The 18,909-nt window shown below is 38.8% G+C and carries 17 protein-coding genes; 13 read left to right on the top strand and 4 right to left on the bottom strand.

Annotated elements, in window-relative coordinates; genetic code table 11:
- Positions 1-3: 3 nt before the first annotated feature.
- The 6 genes from WH223_RS01710 to rodA all read left to right on the top strand — a co-directional run bounded on the left by WH223_RS01710 (position 4) and on the right by rodA (position 6,697).
- Positions 4-453: a dihydrofolate reductase gene (locus WH223_RS01710; protein ID WP_340045792.1), complete on the top strand. Its 450-nt coding sequence runs from the start codon at positions 4-6 to the stop codon at positions 451-453.
- 502 nt (positions 454-955) lie between these two features.
- Positions 956-1,978: a rod shape-determining protein gene (locus WH223_RS01705; RefSeq protein WP_340045791.1), complete on the top strand. Its 1,023-nt coding sequence runs from the start codon at positions 956-958 to the stop codon at positions 1,976-1,978.
- Between the two features lie 103 nt (positions 1,979-2,081).
- Complete coding sequence (gene mreC / locus WH223_RS01700; RefSeq protein WP_340045790.1) at positions 2,082-2,918, top strand: rod shape-determining protein MreC; 837 nt, start codon at positions 2,082-2,084, stop codon at positions 2,916-2,918.
- The gene (locus WH223_RS01695; protein WP_340045789.1) at positions 2,911-3,438 is read left to right on the top strand and encodes a rod shape-determining protein MreD; all 528 of its coding nucleotides are present in this window, start codon (positions 2,911-2,913) and stop codon (positions 3,436-3,438) included. The genes mreC and WH223_RS01695 overlap by 8 nt, the downstream gene beginning before the upstream one ends.
- 15 nt (positions 3,439-3,453) lie before the next feature.
- Positions 3,454-5,433, top strand: a complete 1,980-nt coding sequence (gene mrdA, locus WH223_RS01690; protein WP_340045788.1) for a penicillin-binding protein 2 — start codon at positions 3,454-3,456, stop codon at positions 5,431-5,433.
- Positions 5,426-6,697 carry a rod shape-determining protein RodA gene (gene rodA, locus WH223_RS01685; RefSeq protein ID WP_340045787.1) on the top strand — a complete coding sequence of 424 codons (1,272 nt, stop codon included), beginning with the start codon at positions 5,426-5,428 and terminating at the stop codon, positions 6,695-6,697. Before mrdA ends, rodA begins: the two co-directional genes overlap by 8 nt.
- Positions 6,698-6,700: 3 nt before the next feature.
- Here the strand turns inward: rodA and WH223_RS01680 are convergent, their stop codons facing one another.
- Genes WH223_RS01680 through WH223_RS01670 form a run of 3 tightly spaced genes read right to left on the bottom strand, consistent with a single transcriptional unit; the run spans position 6,701 to position 9,020 of the window.
- On the bottom strand, positions 6,701-7,555 hold the full coding sequence (locus WH223_RS01680) for a nucleoside phosphorylase (protein WP_340045786.1): 855 nt from the start codon (positions 7,553-7,555) through the stop codon (positions 6,701-6,703).
- Complete coding sequence (locus WH223_RS01675; protein ID WP_340045785.1) at positions 7,552-8,169, bottom strand: IMPACT family protein; 618 nt, start codon at positions 8,167-8,169, stop codon at positions 7,552-7,554. The genes WH223_RS01680 and WH223_RS01675 overlap by 4 nt, the downstream gene beginning before the upstream one ends.
- On the bottom strand, positions 8,166-9,020 hold the full coding sequence (locus WH223_RS01670; RefSeq protein ID WP_340045784.1) for a DMT family transporter: 855 nt from the start codon (positions 9,018-9,020) through the stop codon (positions 8,166-8,168). The genes WH223_RS01675 and WH223_RS01670 overlap by 4 nt, the downstream gene beginning before the upstream one ends.
- Before the next feature lie 714 nt (positions 9,021-9,734).
- On the opposite strand from WH223_RS01670, the gene WH223_RS01665 reads away from it, so the two are divergent.
- The 5 genes from WH223_RS01665 to WH223_RS01645 all read left to right on the top strand — a co-directional run bounded on the left by WH223_RS01665 (position 9,735) and on the right by WH223_RS01645 (position 14,965).
- Positions 9,735-10,559 carry a prephenate dehydratase gene (locus WH223_RS01665; protein ID WP_340045783.1) on the top strand — a complete coding sequence of 275 codons (825 nt, stop codon included), beginning with the start codon at positions 9,735-9,737 and terminating at the stop codon, positions 10,557-10,559.
- Positions 10,560-10,596: 37 nt separating this feature from the next.
- Positions 10,597-11,703 (top strand): chorismate mutase, encoded by a 1,107-nt coding sequence (locus WH223_RS01660; protein ID WP_340045782.1) that lies wholly within the window; start codon positions 10,597-10,599, stop codon positions 11,701-11,703.
- Positions 11,703-12,956: a 3-phosphoshikimate 1-carboxyvinyltransferase gene (gene aroA, locus WH223_RS01655; RefSeq protein ID WP_340045781.1), complete on the top strand. Its 1,254-nt coding sequence runs from the start codon at positions 11,703-11,705 to the stop codon at positions 12,954-12,956. The genes WH223_RS01660 and aroA overlap by 1 nt, the downstream gene beginning before the upstream one ends.
- 73 nt (positions 12,957-13,029) lie before the next feature.
- Positions 13,030-14,124, top strand: a complete 1,095-nt coding sequence (aroC, locus tag WH223_RS01650; protein WP_340045780.1) for a chorismate synthase — start codon at positions 13,030-13,032, stop codon at positions 14,122-14,124.
- Complete coding sequence (locus WH223_RS01645) at positions 14,114-14,965, top strand: ROK family protein (RefSeq protein ID WP_340045779.1); 852 nt, start codon at positions 14,114-14,116, stop codon at positions 14,963-14,965. Before aroC ends, WH223_RS01645 begins: the two co-directional genes overlap by 11 nt.
- A 19-nt stretch (positions 14,966-14,984) precedes the next feature.
- Here the strand turns inward: WH223_RS01645 and WH223_RS01640 are convergent, their stop codons facing one another.
- Positions 14,985-17,402: an alpha-ketoacid dehydrogenase subunit alpha/beta gene (locus WH223_RS01640; RefSeq protein ID WP_340045778.1), complete on the bottom strand. Its 2,418-nt coding sequence runs from the start codon at positions 17,400-17,402 to the stop codon at positions 14,985-14,987.
- Positions 17,403-17,553: 151 nt separating this feature from the next.
- On the opposite strand from WH223_RS01640, the gene WH223_RS01635 reads away from it, so the two are divergent.
- A complete protein-coding gene (locus WH223_RS01635) occupies positions 17,554-18,288 on the top strand; it encodes a hypothetical protein (RefSeq protein ID WP_340045777.1) in 735 nt (244 codons plus the stop codon).
- A gap of 19 nt (positions 18,289-18,307) precedes the next feature.
- Positions 18,308-18,763 carry an NUDIX domain-containing protein gene (locus WH223_RS01630; protein WP_340045776.1) on the top strand — a complete coding sequence of 152 codons (456 nt, stop codon included), beginning with the start codon at positions 18,308-18,310 and terminating at the stop codon, positions 18,761-18,763.
- The last annotated feature ends 146 nt before the right edge of the window (positions 18,764-18,909 follow it).

Here is an 18,909-nt window from a genome sequence, read left to right as displayed (position 1 = left end):
CTTATGAGTTCATTACAGATAACCCTTATTGTCGCGGCATCCACGAACAACGCTATTGGTAAAAACAATAAAATGTTGTGGCACTTACCTGACGATTTCAAATATTTCAAGAAAAACACAATCGAGCATTCGGTAGTTATGGGTCGTAAAACCTTTGAATCTATTGGAAATCCACTTCCTGAACGCCGCAATATTGTATTGACACGTAACCAAGATTGGCAAGCAGAAGATGTAGACTCGGCAAACGCGCTTGAAGAGGTGTTAACCTACTGTCGCGACGAGCGTCGGATATTTATCATAGGTGGGGCCGATATTTACAAGCAATTTTTACCTTTAGCAACAAGGGTATTGCTGACTAGAGTTCACGCAGAACTAGATGGTGATGCTTTCTTTCCAGAATTGATAGAACAACAATGGACATTGACGAGCAAAGAAGAACATCCTAAAGATTAAAAACACGCCTATGATTTCACGTTTGAGGTTTGGGATAGAAAATAAGCTATTTAATATAAACAAGTAGCGTCTTCACAAATAACTTGAGCCGTTAGATTTAGAAAAACCAATTTAACGGCTCTCTTTTTTAAAAGCGAGTTCGTGTAAATACGTCATGTTCCAACCGATTATTTTAAAATAAAAACTACACTAAAAATAGCTGCAAAAATATTTTTTTAAGCGTGAGCTTCTCAAGAAATAAGACAAAAGAGTCGAACGGATTTCTACAATAGTTTAGATTCGCACATCAATAAAAACTGTAAAATCGTAACCATTAAAATAGAACGTTTTTATTTGTCTTGATACACAATAAAATGGGTTAAAAAAACGTTACATGGGCACAGCGTCTTATTTGTAAAAACATTTCCGAGAGCTATCATTTTTTTCCTGAGCAAGAACGACACAAAACCATTTTTTTTGTTTAGTTTTGCATTAAATTTTAAAATAAGACAACACATACCAAATGGGGTTATTTAACTGGTTTACGCAAGAAGTTGCTATAGATTTGGGTACAGCCAACACCCTTATCATTCATAACGATAAAGTAGTAGTGGACGAGCCTTCGATTGTCGCTTTTGACCGCACCACCAACAAGGTGATTGCTATTGGTCGCCAAGCGATGCAAATGGAAGGTAAAACACATGACAATATAAAAACTGTACGCCCTTTGCGTGATGGTGTTATTGCAGATTTTACGGCTGCAGAACATCTTATCCGCGGGATGGTTAAGTTGATTACTAATGGGAAATCATGGTTCTTCCCTTCTTTACGTATGGTGGTTTGTATTCCTTCGGGCATCACCGAAGTAGAGAAACGTGCTGTACGTGACTCCGCAGAAATTGCTGGAGCGAAAGAGGTATACTTAATTCATGAGCCTATGGCAGCTGCGGTAGGTATCGGTATTGATGTAGAAGAGCCTGTAGGGAACATGATTATCGATATCGGTGGTGGTACGACAGAAATTGCTGTCATTGCTCTTTCCGGTATTGTATGTGATCAATCTATCCGCGTAGCGGGTGACAACTTTGACTCGGATATCGTTCAATATATCCGTAGACAACACAATATTATGATTGGTGACCGCACAGCGGAGAAAATCAAAATCGAAGTAGGAGCTGCTTTACCAGAACTTGCTGAGCCACCTGCAGACTTCGCTGTTCAAGGTCGTGACTTAATGACTGGTATTCCAAAACAGATTACCGTTTCTTACACAGAAATTGCGCACTGTTTAGATAAATCAATTTCTAAAATTGAAGAGGCTATTTTGAAAGCACTAGAGATTACACCTCCAGAGCTTTCTGCAGATATCTACCAAACGGGAATTTACCTAACTGGTGGTGGTGCTTTGCTTCGTGGTTTAGACAGACGTATTCAAGCTAAAACAAAATTACCAGTACATGTGGCTGAAGACCCACTACGTGCCGTTGTACGTGGAACAGGAATTGCCCTTAAAAATATCGGCAGATTCAAGTTCTTAATGCAGTAATAACAAGCTGGAAACGAATAAAGAATTTTGAACTACGCGATATAGAAAAGTAAAACCTCTATATCGCGTAGTTTTTCACAGAATTAAGCAATAACAATTTTAAATGAAAAACCTTTGGCTATTTCTTTCTAGATACAACGCTATTTTTTGGTTTATTTTATTTTTTGCTATTGCCTTAGCGTTCGTTGTTAGTAACAACAGCTATCAACGTGCCTCCTTCCTTAATTCATCCAACGTGGTTGTTGGTTCTTTTTACAAACAAGTAAATTCTTGGAAAAGCTACCTCGCGCTAGCTGATGCGAATGAGAAGTTGGCAGAAGAAAATGTATTGCTACGTCAGCAAGTACAAAATCTTTTGCAAGCGGATACAAACTCACAGGAAGTGCATATTGTAGATTCTATTGAGCAAGGTCGGTATACGTTTATCATAGCCAACGTTGCTAATAATAGCGTTCATCAGAAAAGTAATTATATCACTTTAGATAAAGGAAGCAATGACGGCATTGAGCCGGGTATGGGCGTTATTACGTCTAACGGTATCGTTGGGATTGTCCTGAATACCTCGGCACACTTTTCTTCCGTTAGATCGTTACTTCACCCAGACAGCAAGGTGTCTGTAACTTTAGATAGTTCGGCTGTGTTTGGTTCTTTAGTATGGGGAAAAAATATAGACCCTAGATATGCAATGGTTCAAGACATCCCGAATCATATCAAAGTGAAAAAAGGAGAAAAAGTGTTTACCTCTGGATTTTCTTTATTCCCTGCGGGTATTCAAGTTGGTGAAATTGTTGAAACCGGAATCACCTCCGGTGAGAGTTTCTTAGATTTAAAAATTAAGCTATCAACGAACTTCAGCAACCTGAACCACGTTTATATTGTTAAGGATTTATTAGTTAAAGAAAAACAACAACTAGAAGCAACAAACGAAGATAATGGGTAGAGTAATAGTTTATAATGCCATACGCTTTTTAGTTTTGATACTATTGCAAATAGCCCTCTTCAAAAATGTTGGCTATTACAATGTAGTATCTTTTTACCCGTATATCTTAATAATATTCTTATTACCAATAGGTATTCCTAATGTTTTGCTTTTTGCGATTGCCTTCTGTACAGGTTTAACAATAGATGCTTTTTACGATTCTTTGGGTCTACATGCGGCAGCCTGCGTGGCGCTCGCTTTATACCGCATTTTCTTCCATAAAGTAACCTTAGAAGTAGAATTGCAAGGTTCTTTCAATACACCATCTCTATCAGAAATGGGAACAAAATGGTTCCTATCTTACATCTTCTTTGGCACCTTGGTGCATCACTTCACTTTGTTTGTCATCGAGACATTTACATTTACAAATTTCCTTTATACGCTGGCTAGCATTATTTTAAGTAGTATATTTACAGTACTAACAATACTGTTAATGAGTTTGTTAGTGTATAAGCGAAAATCACGATTAAGTAATCTTTAATAGAACTTCCCCTTCATGAATAACAGTTTTTTTGCACGAAAATTCGTCGTTCAAGGTATTTTTATAGCTATAGCTCTTGTTATTATTGCTAGGCTTTTCTATATACAAATAATCGACAAAACCTATATATTATCTGCCAACAATAATGTGTTGCGTAAAGTGATTGTATACCCTGCTCGTGGTGTTGTGTTTGATCGCAACGGAAAGGTACTCGTGCAAAATGAACCTGTATATGATTTAATGGTAACACCTAGAGAGGCGAAAGATATCGATACGGCTTTGTTGTGTCAACTCATAGACATTGATAAACCTGGTTTTATTCGTCGCATGGATAAAGCGCGAGCGCATTCCCCTTATCGTGCTTCTATTTTTGAAAAACAATTGTCTTCGACCACTTACGCACAACTCCAGGAGCAGCTGTATAAATTTCGTGGTTTCTATGTACAAAATAGAACCGTTAGAAGCTATCCTGATAGCATGGCGTCGCATGTGTTAGGTTACACACTAGAAGCCAATGAGAAAGATATAGAACGATCAAATGGTTTTTACAGACCTGGTGACTACATTGGGGCAACAGGTATAGAACGTTCCTATGAAGATTTATTACGCGGACAGCGTGGCGTAAAAAACCAGATGGTAGATGCCTTGAATAGACCAAAAGGAGTATTCATGGAAGGTAAGTATGACACACTAGCCGTAGCTGGAGATGGCTTAATATCAACTTTAGATAAGGATTTACAGGTACTTGCTGAAAAATTAATGAAAGGCAAAATGGGCTCTATTGTAGCCATTGAACCTTCTTCAGGAGAAATTCTGACGTTCGTAAGTAGCCCTGGATATGACCCTAACCTCATGGTAGGCCGTGAACGAGGGAACAACTATATGGATTTGTTGAATGACCGTACCAACCCTATGTTTGTGCGCCCTATCCAAGCCTACTACCCACCGGGATCCGTCTTTAAGGTTGTTGCTGCCCTAACGGCACAGCAAGCAGGCGTCATTGACGAACATACCGTCTTCAACTGTCCTGGAGGCTACCGCTATGGTAATGGCCGTATTATGCGCTGTACACACGTTGATGGTCCTACATCCCTAATCAAATCGATTCAAAAGTCTTGTAATACCTATTATGGCTATGTTTACGCACGGATGATTGATTCACGTGGTATGTCATCGCCAAAAGCATATGACCTATGGAGAGATGCTATTGGAAAATTTGGTATTGGCCATACTATAGGAATTGACTTACCGGGAGAAAAACCAGGTTTAGTACCTACCTCAAATTGGTATAGCAAACGCTTTAGAAGTGATAAATGGCGATCTAGCTTTAACATATCTTTATCAATTGGTCAAGGAGAAATGGGTATTACGCCACTACAGATGGCTAACATTATGGCTATTGTTGCTAACCGCGGTTTCTACTACCGTCCACACCTTGTAAAAGGTATTGGCGAGAAGAAACTAATCAGAGACGAGTATAAAGAAAAAATCTATGCTGGTGTAGACACCAAATATTACGAGCCTGTTATTGAAGGCATGAGTAGAGCCGTGAATGTTCCTGGAGGAACAGGATATGCGGTTCGTCTTTCAGATGTTGAAATGTGTGGTAAAACTGGAACAGCTCAAAATCCACATGGTAAAGACCATGCCGTGTTCTTCGCTTTTGCTCCACGTGAAAACCCTAAAATTGCTATTGCCGTCTTTGTAGAAAATGCAGGATATGGTGGTACATGGGCTGGGCCGATGGTAAACATGATTGTTGACCAATACATCAACGGCAAAATATCATTACCGAAGAGTGTTCAAGATCGTATATTTAACGCCAACTTTATTCCACAAGTCGCAAAAGCGAAGGAAACAAAAGAAGCGCCTAAAAAAGATAGTACCAAAGTAAAGAAAGATTCGACAGGTACAGTCTTAAATACAGCAGCAACAAAAGAAGAAAAGAGAGAAATTTACGTTCACCACAGCCAGATAAAAAGAGGTCATGAATAATACGGTAGAGAAAAGCTTTTTTGGAAGAATCGACTGGGTAACCATTTTGATATGGTTTACACTCTGTACTATTGGTTGGTTCAACATTCATGCAGCCGTATTTGACCCGGAACATCCGGGGCTATTCAACATGGCGACCAACTATGGAAAGCAATCCATCTATATATTTTCGGCCTTGATAATTGGCTTTAGTATCTTGATTATTGATGCTAAGTTTTTCATCAGCGCTGCTCCCGTCATTTACATTGTCGTCACCCTACTCCTTATTGCTGTACTGGTAGTCGGTAGAAATGTAGGTGGAAATCAGGCTTGGATTCCGCTAGGAAGCTTTCGTTTGCAACCTTCTGAATTTGGTAAACTAGCCACCTGTTTATTGCTAGCCTCCTACCTCAGTAATCAATCGAGTAAAACACCAACACTAAAATCCTTATTAATAGGCGCTGCTATTGTTTTATTCCCTGTAAGCTTGGTTATGCTACAACCCGATACCGGTTCGGCTTTAGCCTTCTTTTCTTTAATTTTTGTATTCTATCGTGAAGGCTATGTTGGTAACGGTTTGTTAGTCCTCATTGCTTGGGCTATTTTCCTATTCGTGATGGCGCTCTTGGTTAATCAATGGGTTTTGGTAGGTAGTATGCTCGTTATCGCGGGTATCTTTGCTTTCAACCTGCGCCGTAAAAGAAAATACCTTATTAATATATCTATATTATTTCTATTAAGTACAATTTACGTTCTCTGCGTTGACTTTGCATACGATAACATTCTAAAACCTCACCAAAGAGGCCGTATTGAGATTCTTTTAGGCCGTGTTCATGACCCGCGTGGTGATGGCTACAATTTGAATCAATCTAAGATTGCTATTGGCTCAGGTCAGCTTTTTGGAAAAGGATACCTTCAAGGTACACAAACAAAATACAACTTCGTACCAGAACAGAGTACGGATTTTATCTTCTGTACGATTGGTGAAGAATGGGGTTTTGTGGGTAGTGTGGTCTTGATTGGTTTATATATAACGCTACTGCTACGCTTAATTAATCTAGCAGAACGACAGCGAACGGCTTTTGCTCGGATTTATGCCTATGGGGTAGCATCAATCTTATTTTTCCATTTCTTCATCAACATCGGGATGACCATTGGTATCATCCCTGTTATCGGAATCCCGTTGCCATTCATTAGCTATGGAGGGTCTTCCCTATGGAGTTTCTCTATTTTATTGTTTATTCTATTACGTTTTGATTCCAGCAGAAAAGGTTTAAATAATTAAACCTTAAAGTTTAGCTAAGACATAACGAATAGCTTCATCAACAATTTCAGCTGGATTCTCCGCAAAAGAATCATTAACGCGGCTGGCTAATATTGCATTCACGGACAATGCATGATGGCCAAACATATTGGCCAACGCATAGATGCCAGCAGTCTCCATTTCTAAATTGGTGATAATGCGGTTATCAAATCGAAAAGCATTGGCCCGCTGTATCAAATCTGGGTAAACATTCACCGAACGTACAGTGCGCCCCTGTGGCCCGTAAAAACCAGGCGCTGTCATTGTCACCCCTTTCGGTAATCCGGATGCAATCTTAGTTAATAACTTTTCGCTTGCTCTTCCTACATAAGGCTTAAATGTCAGGGTATCGAAATGCTCCTGTATAGCCTTTTGAAGGGAGGTTTCCTCCTCCGAATAGCTTTTTACATAATATTGCATCAAGGCGTCAAAACCAATCGCATATTCACTAACGAGAATTGTCCCTATTTTTATATCGCCTTGGATAGAGCCGGATGTACCTATACGGATAATATCTAAACTCGTCAATTCTTCCTTAAGCGTCCTTGTCTGAAAATCAATATTAACCAACGCGTCTACTTCATTGAAAACAATATCAATATTATCGGTACCAATACCTGTAGATATCACCGAAATACGTTTACCTGCTAAAGTTCCAGTATGCGTAATAAACTCACGCTTTCCTTTCCTCACTTCGATTTTATCAAAATATTTGGATACCTCTCCCACACGATCAGGATCGCCGACAAAAATAATGGTTGAAGCCAAGTCTTCAGGCAATAGGTTCAAATGGTAAATACTACCATCTGCATTTAATATCAATTCCGAATCTGCAATCATATAGTTCTTATATAGGAATATTCAACACGTTCTAATTTTTCCAATTTCTGGACAACGAGATTGACGTGTAGTTTTCTAACAGACACATCCATCACACAAAGGTTATCAAACTGTTGGCTTAAAATAAGCAAATTTTCCTCTTTAACCAAACGCATCACATCATTCATCTGCAAATAATCGAATGAGATACGATACACATCATTTACGGTTTTCTCAACGATAGTCGCCACTTCCAATGCTTCTTGTGTAGCTACTTTATAAGCATTAATCAGGCCTGGTACACCAAGCAAGGTGCCGCCGAAATAACGAACAACGACGACCAAGATATTAGTAACATCTTTAGAGAGCAACACGTTGAGGATTGGTCGTCCAGCAGTACCTGAAGGCTCCCCATCATCATTCACTCGAAATACGGTACGATCAGGAGTCAAGCGGTAAGCCCAACAGTGGTGACGAGCCTTAGGATGTAAAGCTTTGAGCTCCGCAATGATATCTTTTAACTGACCTTCATCGGTAAATGGATAAGCGTAGGCAACAAACTTACTTCCTTTATCTCTAAAAATTCCCTCAGCAGGCTCCTCAATGGTAAAATAATTATCTTCAAATAAACTCACAGAAACGCAATAATAAGTACAGAAATAACAGCCAAGCCTAATCCTACTTTATTGAGTAAGCTTAACCGCTCATGGAAGATTGTTACACCAACAAGAGCTCCCAATAAGATAACGCCAATATTCATACCTGTAAATACAATTGAAGGGCTCTCTGGCAAGGCCCGATGTGCCTTCATATAAAACAGGATATTCCCAAAATTAAACAATCCCAATAGGATTCCCCAACCTAATGCCTTTAATTCTAAACGATCTCTACCCGTAAAAAGACGAAACAGTAGGATAGCCAGCGTAATAATACCTGCTAAAACAAAAATCAAGAACATTGAAAATGAATAAGGCACACCTTGAAATAAAGCCACCTTTTTAAAGAAGATATCGATAACACCCATCCCAATAAATACACAAACGGGATAAATCCAATTATGATTGGATTGTTTTCCACCTTTATGCCAACCGATGGCGCATAATATAGCGCAGAGACCTACACCAATGCCTACAAGCTTCGTTGGCGCCATCGCTTCATGAAAAATAAAGAAGGCCGCTAAGAGCGGAATAAACAAGGATAGTCGTTGTGCTATTTCTGTTCGTACAATTCCACTGTAAGCTATAGAGAAGGCTATACATAAAAAGATAAGAGGCAATAACACGCCTAAAGGGACATACAAATGCCATGGGAGGTTGCCAATCGCTCCTGTGTACGAATCTGGACGTAACACAAAATAGGTTAATGTTGCCGCAACTAAATAATTTAAAAAAATAAGATGTAAAGGTTTATGTCCCCTATTCTTGGCTAGCTTAAGGATGATAGCCACCGTTACACTACAAAACACACTTAATAATACGTACCACATAAACATTCAATTGAAACTCAAGGCTACGTTCAGCTATTGAGTCTCCAATTCTACGAAAACTTTCGCATAATACTAAAAACTATAACCCCTCTCCTGCCATCAGCTTTCTAAAACAGGAAGATAAACTCCAAAATGAGAAACTATCGACAAATGAAAATCAATATTTTATCATTTTCATGACGTTTTCTATGTCAGATAAAAGTAATCCACAAAAAAAACGTGTTATTTTAATGGTTTTTCAACACAAAAACACACTAAAATAAACTAAAAATAATTAATAAAAAAACATCATATTTTAAACATAAAAACAAACAAAAAACATGCTATTTAAACAATAAAAATACACTAAATTAATATAAAAATAAAACAAAAATCAATTCAAATAACTAATAATCAATAATATAAAGAAAATAAAACAACATAAACGCATGTTAAATAACGCATTAAAAAACCACATAAAAAACAATAAAATAACATATAAAAAACAACACAAAAACAGCTCAAAAAAACTTTTTTAAAAAAATATTTTGCATATATAAATTATAACTTCTACATTTGAGCCATAGGATTTAGAAATGACACACAAGGCAACATATTTTTATTTTGGTTTCTTTTATTACAACGATAAAAGCCGGGATTGATATGTTTATATAAAAGTAAACAGAAAAGTCCCGGGCAGTGTCCGGGACTTTTTTTTTGCACGAAACAAAACACATGAAAACTAAAATAGCCATACAAGGAGTTAAGGCATCTTTCCACGAAGAAGCTGCTTTTAAATATTTCGGAGAAGAAATCGAAACTATTGAATGTGAGTCTTTTAAAAAGACCTGCGAGATGCTTAAGCAAGGCAAAGCAGACTATGTAGTGATGGCCATTGAGAACTCAATAGCCGGTAGTATTTTACCAAACTACAACCTGCTACGTGATTATCGTTTCCACATTATTGGAGAGGTACATTTAAATATCCAGCAAAATTTACTTGCCCTACCGGGTGTAAAATTGAGTGATATTAAATTCGTGGAGTCTCATCCAATTGCGATTCGCCAGTGTGACGAATTCCTAGGCTATTATCCAGATTGGACTGTCAAAGAAGGAATGGACACGGCAGCCTGTGCTAAAGGAATTGCGGAGAATCAACTAAAAAATACGGCAGCCATTGCGAGTGCACTAGCCGCTAAATTATATGGTTTAAACATCTTAGAAAGAAGAATCGAGACCAACAAGAAAAACGCTACACGCTTTTTGATTCTTGCCAATCAGGTTATCGAACAAAAAGGAGCGAATAAAGCGTCTTTATCCTTCCAGATAGGAAATGCAGTAGGTGCATTAGCAAATGTATTGCAGTGCTTCGCGGAGCAAAATGTAAACCTCAGCAAAATCCAGTCGATGCCTGTTGTCGGAAAACGAAACGAGTATGACTTCTACGTAGATGTAGAATGGAAAAAGCAAAATGATTACGATGCGGCTATCCGCAAAGTATTGAAACATACGGTGAACTTCAACATTATGGGAGAGTACATCAAAAACGAAAAAGTATAATTAATAATAAAACGACAAAATTTAAAAATATTCAATCATGAAACATACATTAGACATCCTTCCTTTAAAATCTTGGTTAGACACAGGCGATAAACCTTTAGTTATCGCTGGACCTTGTAGTGCTGAAACAGAAGAACAATTAGTATCAACAGCACACTTATTAGCCAATACAGGCAGAGTAAATATCTTACGTGCTGGTATTTGGAAGCCAAGAACAAGACCAGGAGAATTCGAAGGTATTGGAAGCATTGGTTTACAATGGTTAAAAAGAGCTAAAGAAGAGACAGGTCTATTAACAGCAACAGAGGTAGCAACAGCAAAACACGTTGAAGAAGCTCTAGCAGCAGGTGTTGATGTATTATGGATTGGTGCACGCTCTACAGCAAACCCATTCACTGTTCAAGAAATTGCAGATGCTTTAGTAGGTGTAGATATTCCAGTATTCGTTAAAAACCCAGTAAACCCAGACTTATCACTTTGGATTGGTGCATTAGAGCGTATCAACGGTGCTGGTATTAAAAAATTAGGTGCTATTCACAGAGGTTTCTCTTCTTTCGAGAAAACAGCTTTCAGAAATGAACCAATGTGGGATATCGCTATTCAATTAAAATCTGCTTGTCCTGAGCTTCCTATCATCAATGACCCGAGCCATATTTGTGGTAACCGTGAGCTTCTTCCTTACATTGCTCAAAAAGCAATGGATATGGACTTGCAAGGATTAATCATCGAGTCGCATATTGACCCTTCTGTAGCATGGACTGATGCGAAACAACAAGTAACTCCAGCTGCTTTAGTTGAATTGTTAGACAACCTATCTGTACGTCGCCCAGCATCTGACAATCCAGCTTTCGAAGATAAATTGACAGAACTACGTCAACAAATTGACAAGTTAGATGATGCTATCTTAAAACAAATTGGTGATCGTATGAAAATCGCTGAGAAAATTGGTGAGTACAAACGTGATAACAACGTAACGATTCTTCAAGTAAACCGTTGGGATGAAATCGTTGAGAAAAGATTGAAATTAGCTACAGCATTAAGCTTAAGCGAAGATTTCGCAACAAAATACTTAGAGTTATTGCACAACGAGTCTATCCGTAAGCAAAACGAAGTGATGAACATTAAATCCAATGTAGAGGCATAATGAATTTAAAAAGCATTACGCTAACGCATGCCGCGAAAGTAGTTGACGGTACTGTACAGTTGACAGGCTCAAAATCCGAGAGCAATCGTGCTTTGATTATTCAAGCACTAAGCCACCATGCTGTACAAATCGAAAACTTATCAGAAGCAGCAGATACCGTAACGATGCGTGCATCCTTAGCCCAAGTTGAAGGGGCTAAGGGTGACCAGCATATCACGGTAGATATTGGCCCTGCAGGTACAGCAATGCGTTTTTTAACGTCATACCTGAACCTTATCCAAGGGAGCTTCACCTTAACAGGTACGGCACGCATGCAGCAACGTCCCATTGGTATATTGGTTGATGCACTACATACAATAGGCGCTTCTATCAGCTATGAAAAGCAAGATGGTTACCCTCCTTTACATATAAAAGGAGGATTTGACCAACAAACGACTAGCATTTCCATACAAGGTGATATCAGTAGTCAATACATCTCTTCCTTATTATTAATAGCGGCATCCTTAAAACAAGGGTTAACGTTAAACATATTAGGCGAATTGACTTCTAGACCTTATGTTACGATGACTTTGGATATGCTTAAAGAAGTCGGTATTCAACATACTTGGGAAGGAAATAGTATTCATATTGCTCCACAGTCTTACAAAGAGGCAACAATCTATGTAGAACCTGATTGGAGTGCTGCGTCCTATTGGTATGCCGTAGTAGCCTTATCAAAACAAGGTCATATTGCTTTACCAGGTTTGAAAAAAAGTAGCCTACAAGGTGATATTGCTATCATCGATATCATGGCGCACTTTGGTGTAGAAAGCACGTTTGAAAACGATGGCTTACACCTTAGAAAAACAGATATACAACGCACTGACCAACTGATAGATTTCAAGGAATGTCCAGATTTAGCACAAACCATTGTTGCTATTGCTGCCGGATTAAAACGTAACATTTCATTCACCGGCGTTAAGACACTGATGATTAAAGAAACCGACAGAATTGCGGCTTTACGTACGGAAATCTCCAAATTTGGCGCTGAGCTATTGGAAGATGGAGAAGTTTATCACCTAAAAACAGAAAAAGTAGAAGCTCCAGAGCAGGTCACTTTTGACACCTACGAGGATCACCGCATGGCCATGGCCTTCGCTCCTCTTGCATTGATATTCAACAAAGTAACCATCAACGAACCTATGGTTGTTGAAAAATCTTACCCATTATACTGGGAACATTTACAAGCACAAGGCTTTAAAATAGAAGATTAAACATCATTAAAATCGGCAATAAGGACTTTATTCTTATTGCCGATTTGGTATATTTACCAAATAATAAACAATTATGGCTGGAAATTCTTTTGGCACCGTCTTTAAGATTACAACATTTGGTGAGTCGCATGGCAAAGCCATCGGCGTAATCATTGATGGATGCCCTCCTAATATAGAAATTGACGAAGATTTTATACAATCCGAATTAGATAAGCGTAGACCTGGACAATCGAAAATTACGACACAACGTAAAGAAAGCGATACGGCACAAATCTTATCGGGGGTTTTTGAAGGAAAATCAACAGGTACACCTATTGCGATCTTAATTCCTAATGAAGATCAGCGTTCTAAAGATTATAGTCACATCTCGGACAAATTCCGTCCTTCGCATGCTGACTATACGTATCAACAGAAATATGGTATCCGTGATTACCGTGGCGGTGGACGTTCATCAGCACGCGAAACAGCTGCACGTGTGGCTGCAGGCGCTGTTGCGAAACTATTCCTTAAACAACACGGTATTGAAATTTTTGCCCATGTATCTGCGGTTGGACAAATTGAATCACCAAACCTAGATACTACAGATTTAAACCATCTATTAGAAATACGCGAAAATAATATCGCTCGCTGTGCGGATCCGGCAACGGCACAAGAAATGATTGAACTCATTGACAGTGTTCGTAAGGATGGCGATACTATCGGCGGACAAGTAGCAACAATCGTGCGTAATGTACCTGTTGGTCTTGGAGAACCGGTATTCGATAAGCTACATGCTGACCTCGGTAAAGCGATGTTAAGTATAAACGCTGTACATGGCTTTGAATATGGTTCAGGCTTTAGTGGTTCACAAATGCGTGGTTCGGAGCATAATGACATCTTCGTTAAAGAAAATGATACTGTGCGTACCAAAACCAACTTCTCTGGAGGTATACAGGGTGGAATTTCTAACGGAATGGATATCACTTTCCGTACAGCCTTCAAGCCTGTAGCAACCATTATGCGTGATCAAGATACTTTAAATGAGGATGGTGACGCTGCTGTTATCTCCGGAAAAGGACGTCATGACCCTTGTGTTGTAACACGCGCTGTCATCATTGTGGAAGCTATGACAGCCCTTACAATCGCTGATCACTTCTTAAGAAATAAAATGTATGCAGATGGAAAATAAATTGGTTCTAACAGCCGATATTGGTGGTACACACATCACATCTGCATTAGTTGATATTCAAACATGGCAAATTCTAGAGGATACTATCTCTAGAAGCCATGTTAATTCTAAATCTGATGCTAAATCGATTTTACAAAGCTGGAAAAGCTGTTTATCAACAAGTTTAGCACAAGTTGAATTCACAATTCCACACCTTGGTATTGCCATGCCCGGTCCTTTTGACTATGCAAATGGTATTTCTTTAATAAAAGGTCAAGACAAATATGAAGCCTTGTACCAAATGAATGTTAAAGAAGCTTTAAATGAGCTTATGGATCAGCCTGTTGCCATCCGCTTAATTAACGATGCGGCAGCATTCTTGCAAGGAGAAGTATTTGCAGGAAATTTAGCAAACCGTGAAAAAGTACTTGGTATCACTTTAGGAACTGGGTTAGGATCTGCTATTTGGCAAAAAGGAGCTCCTGCTTTCGATGCTGACTTATGGGATAGTCCTTACCAGGAATCTATATTCGAGGAGTTTCTAGTAACGCGTTGGTTTACGAAACGATTCTTTGAGCTTAGCGGCATCCAAGAAGAAGGTGTGAAAGACATCATCAAGAAACATAGACAACATCCGAAGTTTGATATGCTAATGGAAGAGTATACAACAGCGCTTTATGATTTTCTATGCTTCTTCTCGACGCAAGAAAATTGCAACACTTTTATTTTAGGTGGTAGCATATCAAAAGCGTGGGAACTAATCGCTAGTTATAACACAGAAAAATTCGACCGTTTTGAAATATTCATTGGTCAATATGCAGAAAAAGCTGCCTTAATTGGAGCAGCTTCTTTATTCAAATAGAAAACAAGAATACCCGATACTAAAATAGTTTCGGGTATTCTTGTTCATTATAATCACTCATCATCGTATAAACAACCTCCATTACATCATCAACCGAAGGTTTTGTAAAGTAATCACCATCGGAACCATAAGGAGGACGATTAGCCTTAGCCGTCAACGTTCGTGGCTGTCCATCTAACAGATAATAACCATTTTGCTTCTCCAATATTTCTTGTAAAATATAAGCAGCAGCACCACCTGGCATATCCTCATCAACAACCAAAAGCTTATTTGTTTTTGCTAATGATTTAGCTGATAAATGTTCTCTATCAAAAGGAGCTAAACATTGCGCATCAATAATCTCAATCGAGATACCCAACTTCTCAAGCTCGATAGCGGCTTCTTGTACCACACGCAAAGTAGATCCATAAGATACAACTGTCATGTCAGAACCTTCACGAATAAGCTCAGCAACACCTATCGGAACAATAAAATCGCCGACATTCGTAGGCATCTTTTCTTTCAAGCGATAGCCATTTAAACACTCAATAACTAGTGCAGGCTCATCCGAGCGCAACAAGTTGTTGTACATACCTGCTGCTTGCGTCATATTACGAGGCACACAGATATGCATACCACGAAGACTGCCTAGCAGGACACTCATTGGTGATCCAGAATGCCAAATACCTTCTAAGCGGTGTCCACGTGTTCGAACGATAACAGGCGATTTCTGCGTCCCTTTGGTACGGTAACTCAAACTTGCTAAGTCATCACTCAACACCGGTAATGCATAAATCAAATAATCTAAATATTGAATTTCAGCAATAGGACGTAAGCCACGCAAGGCCAAACCTACCCCTTTTCCAATAATAGCAGATTCGCGAATACCTGTATCAAATACACGCAACTCGCCAAACTTATCTTGTAAACCCGAGAAACCTTGGTTTACATCACCAATTCTCCCTAAATCCTCACCAAATGCTAATACGCGTTCATCACGGGCTAAATTTGCATCAAAACAAGCGTTTAAAACTTCACGTCCATCTACAAAAGAACCGTCTTCTGTGTATAGGGCTGAAATATTTTCTTTTTCCAACGGAGATTCTGGACCGTCGTTGAAAAGTTTATCATTATAACGTTCGTAATTTACCTGCTGTTTTTCTTTATACCACGCCAGTAAAGCTACTTTTCCAGCAGGCTCATCTTTGCGTAAGTCACGAATAGCACGACGCACCTGTGTGTAAACTTCTTTTAGAGAAGCTTCTGCCAAAGACTGCAAGGTTTTTAAAGGTATTTCTACGGCAGGATGATCAATTGCCGATAAAACGGCAATACTTTCATCCAGATCTACCTGAATTGTTTTATGATAATCTGCCCAAGCACGACGCTGCTCTCCACGAACAAAGTCCTTAGCCTCCTTTTCTAAGTTATCGAGTTCATCTTCTTGTGCAACACCCGAAGCAATCATCCACTCTTTAAACTTATCATTACAGTCAAAAGACTGCTCCCAGGCTAGTCGTTCATCCGATTTATAACGTTCATGCGACCCCGAGGTAGAGTGCCCCTGTGGCTGTGTAAGCTCCGTCACATGCACCACACAAGGAATATGCTGCTCGCGCGCAATCTTCGACGCCGTCTCATATACCTCACAAAGCGCTGGATAATCCCAACCATTAACTTTGAATATCTCCACACCATTACTCCCGCCTTCACGCTGAAAACCACGAATAGCCTCAGATATATCGGCTTTGGTTGTCTGCACTTCATTGGGCACAGAAATACCGTAACCATCATCCCAAATAGATAAAACCACAGGAATTTGCTTAACAGACATGGCATTTAAGGTTTCCCAGAAGACACCTTCTGAAGTCGCCGCATTACCAATCGTGCAAAAGACAACTTCCTTTCCTTTATTTGAAAAATTAGCTAGATGTGACAAACTATCGTTCTCACGATACAGTTTTGAGGCTAAACCAAGGCCCATAACACGCGCCATCTGTCCGCCAGTAGTCGAAATATCAGATGCTGAATTTTTCTGATTCATCTGGTTAAGCCAGCTTCCATCTTTCGCTAATAGTTGTGTCGAAAAGTGACAATTCATCTGTCTACCGCCCGAAGAAATATCGGCTTCTAAATCTGGATTAGCGTAGAGCTGTGCAAAGAAATGATAAATGGTAGATATACCTGTTGCAAAGGCCAGCGTTTGATCTCTATAATATCCAGAGCGCCAATCGCCATCTTTAAAAACCTTTGCTAAAGCTAATTGCGCAACTTCTTTTCCATCACCAAAGATGCCGAACTTGGCCTTACCCGTCAAAACTTCCTTACGTCCCAGCAAGCTTACGTGTCTGCTTTCAACAGCTAGTTTATAATCGTTCAGAATGATTTCTCTAAAGTCTTCAAAACTAATTTTTGACGTCTCAAAATCACTACTTGTATTCATGTTAATATTTGACATAGTTAAACTACGATTTTAACAAAAGTACTAAATAATAACTTTTATCCCAATTCTATGGTGGCGTATTCTACGCCTAGATAAAATGCAGCAAGAAGTTTTTCATTACAGCAATTAATAGTTACTTTTAGGCTCTTTTTAAGGAAAAGAAAGCATGAGTAAACAACAAAAAAACAACAATACTGCAGAAAATTTTCTAGGTGATTTAGAAAAGACAATCATTATCAACCAATTAATGGAGACTCCTTTTACAGAAAGAGATGAACCATGGCGTGATAATTTCTTAGCACATATTGCACAAGCGAATCTAAAATTGGGCGAACCTGAAGTTGTCATGAGTAATGATGGCTTTCCGTACATACAATTGCAGACCGTTCAGAGTGGAGAAAGTTTCCAAGCTTTTGTATTAGAGAACCAATTAGAGCAATTGTTAGATCAAGGTTTTGGCATCGTTATCAATGCTCAAAATGGACAGCCTGACTGGGTATTTTCTTATGGAGACCTGGTTAACTTTTCGTTAAACGGCACTTTTTACAGTGAGCAAAGTTTATTCTCGAACGCCAAAGCTTATAATAGTATTGGCCAAGATGAAGATATTTTAGTAGGACAACCTGCAGAAAATGTTTTCCCTAGTTTTTTAAGAAAGCAAGTAAAAGAGTTCCTTCAATACTCCGGTGTTAAGAACCCTAAAATAATGCTCATTGCGAGAAACTATACCGATGAAGAAACAGCAACACAGGACCTTGTCTTCAACATTATGCCTACTCAATTTGCATCGGAGAAAGATTTTGACACCATCATGAATACTTTACAGTGGTTTTTACCGAAGCACTACTCCTTTTTTGGCGTCGACGAGATGAGTATTGAGAATGGCTTTTTACCTTTATAAAATATCTATTAAATAAATCATGTTTTTATTCAACGTAAGGGTATACGGAATACTGATAAACGAAAAAAATGAAGTTTTGATAAGTGATGAAAAGCTAGCCAAAGTATCGTTTACCAAGTTTCCTGGAGGAGGATTAGAATACGGCGAGGGGCTTATTGAAGCACTAAAGCGTGAGTTTATGGAAGAATGTGATTTGGAGGTCGATATTGTACGCCATGTCTACACCACAGACTTCTACGAAAAGTCTAGCTTTAACGAGAGCCAGATTCTCTCGATTTATTACCAGGTGAAAGCTACTGGCCCTATAAAATTCGAATTAAAAGAAAGTCCTTTTGACTTCTCGCAAGAAAAACAGCAGGAGAAAATGGAAGTCTTCCGTTTTTTACCAATTGAAAAATTAGAAGAGAAAGATTTAACATTCAAAACGGACAAAGTAGCTTGGTCTACTTTTAAAACATTACTAGCTCAGGATTAATCTACTGAGCTAGTAATGCATATTATTACTAAATATACTGAAAAGCATAATAAGCAACAATTATAACAACGATACAGGTTATAATCAATGTCTTATTTCTGCGCCCATCTATATGAGATTGCATACTTCTAAACTTATAATCTCGC

Source organism: Sphingobacterium sp. MYb382 (assembly GCF_037572665.1).
GTDB lineage: Bacteria > Bacteroidota > Bacteroidia > Sphingobacteriales > Sphingobacteriaceae > Sphingobacterium.
The sequence above is the reverse complement of the archived record's forward strand: the minus strand, read 5'-3'. Positions and strand labels throughout refer to the sequence as shown.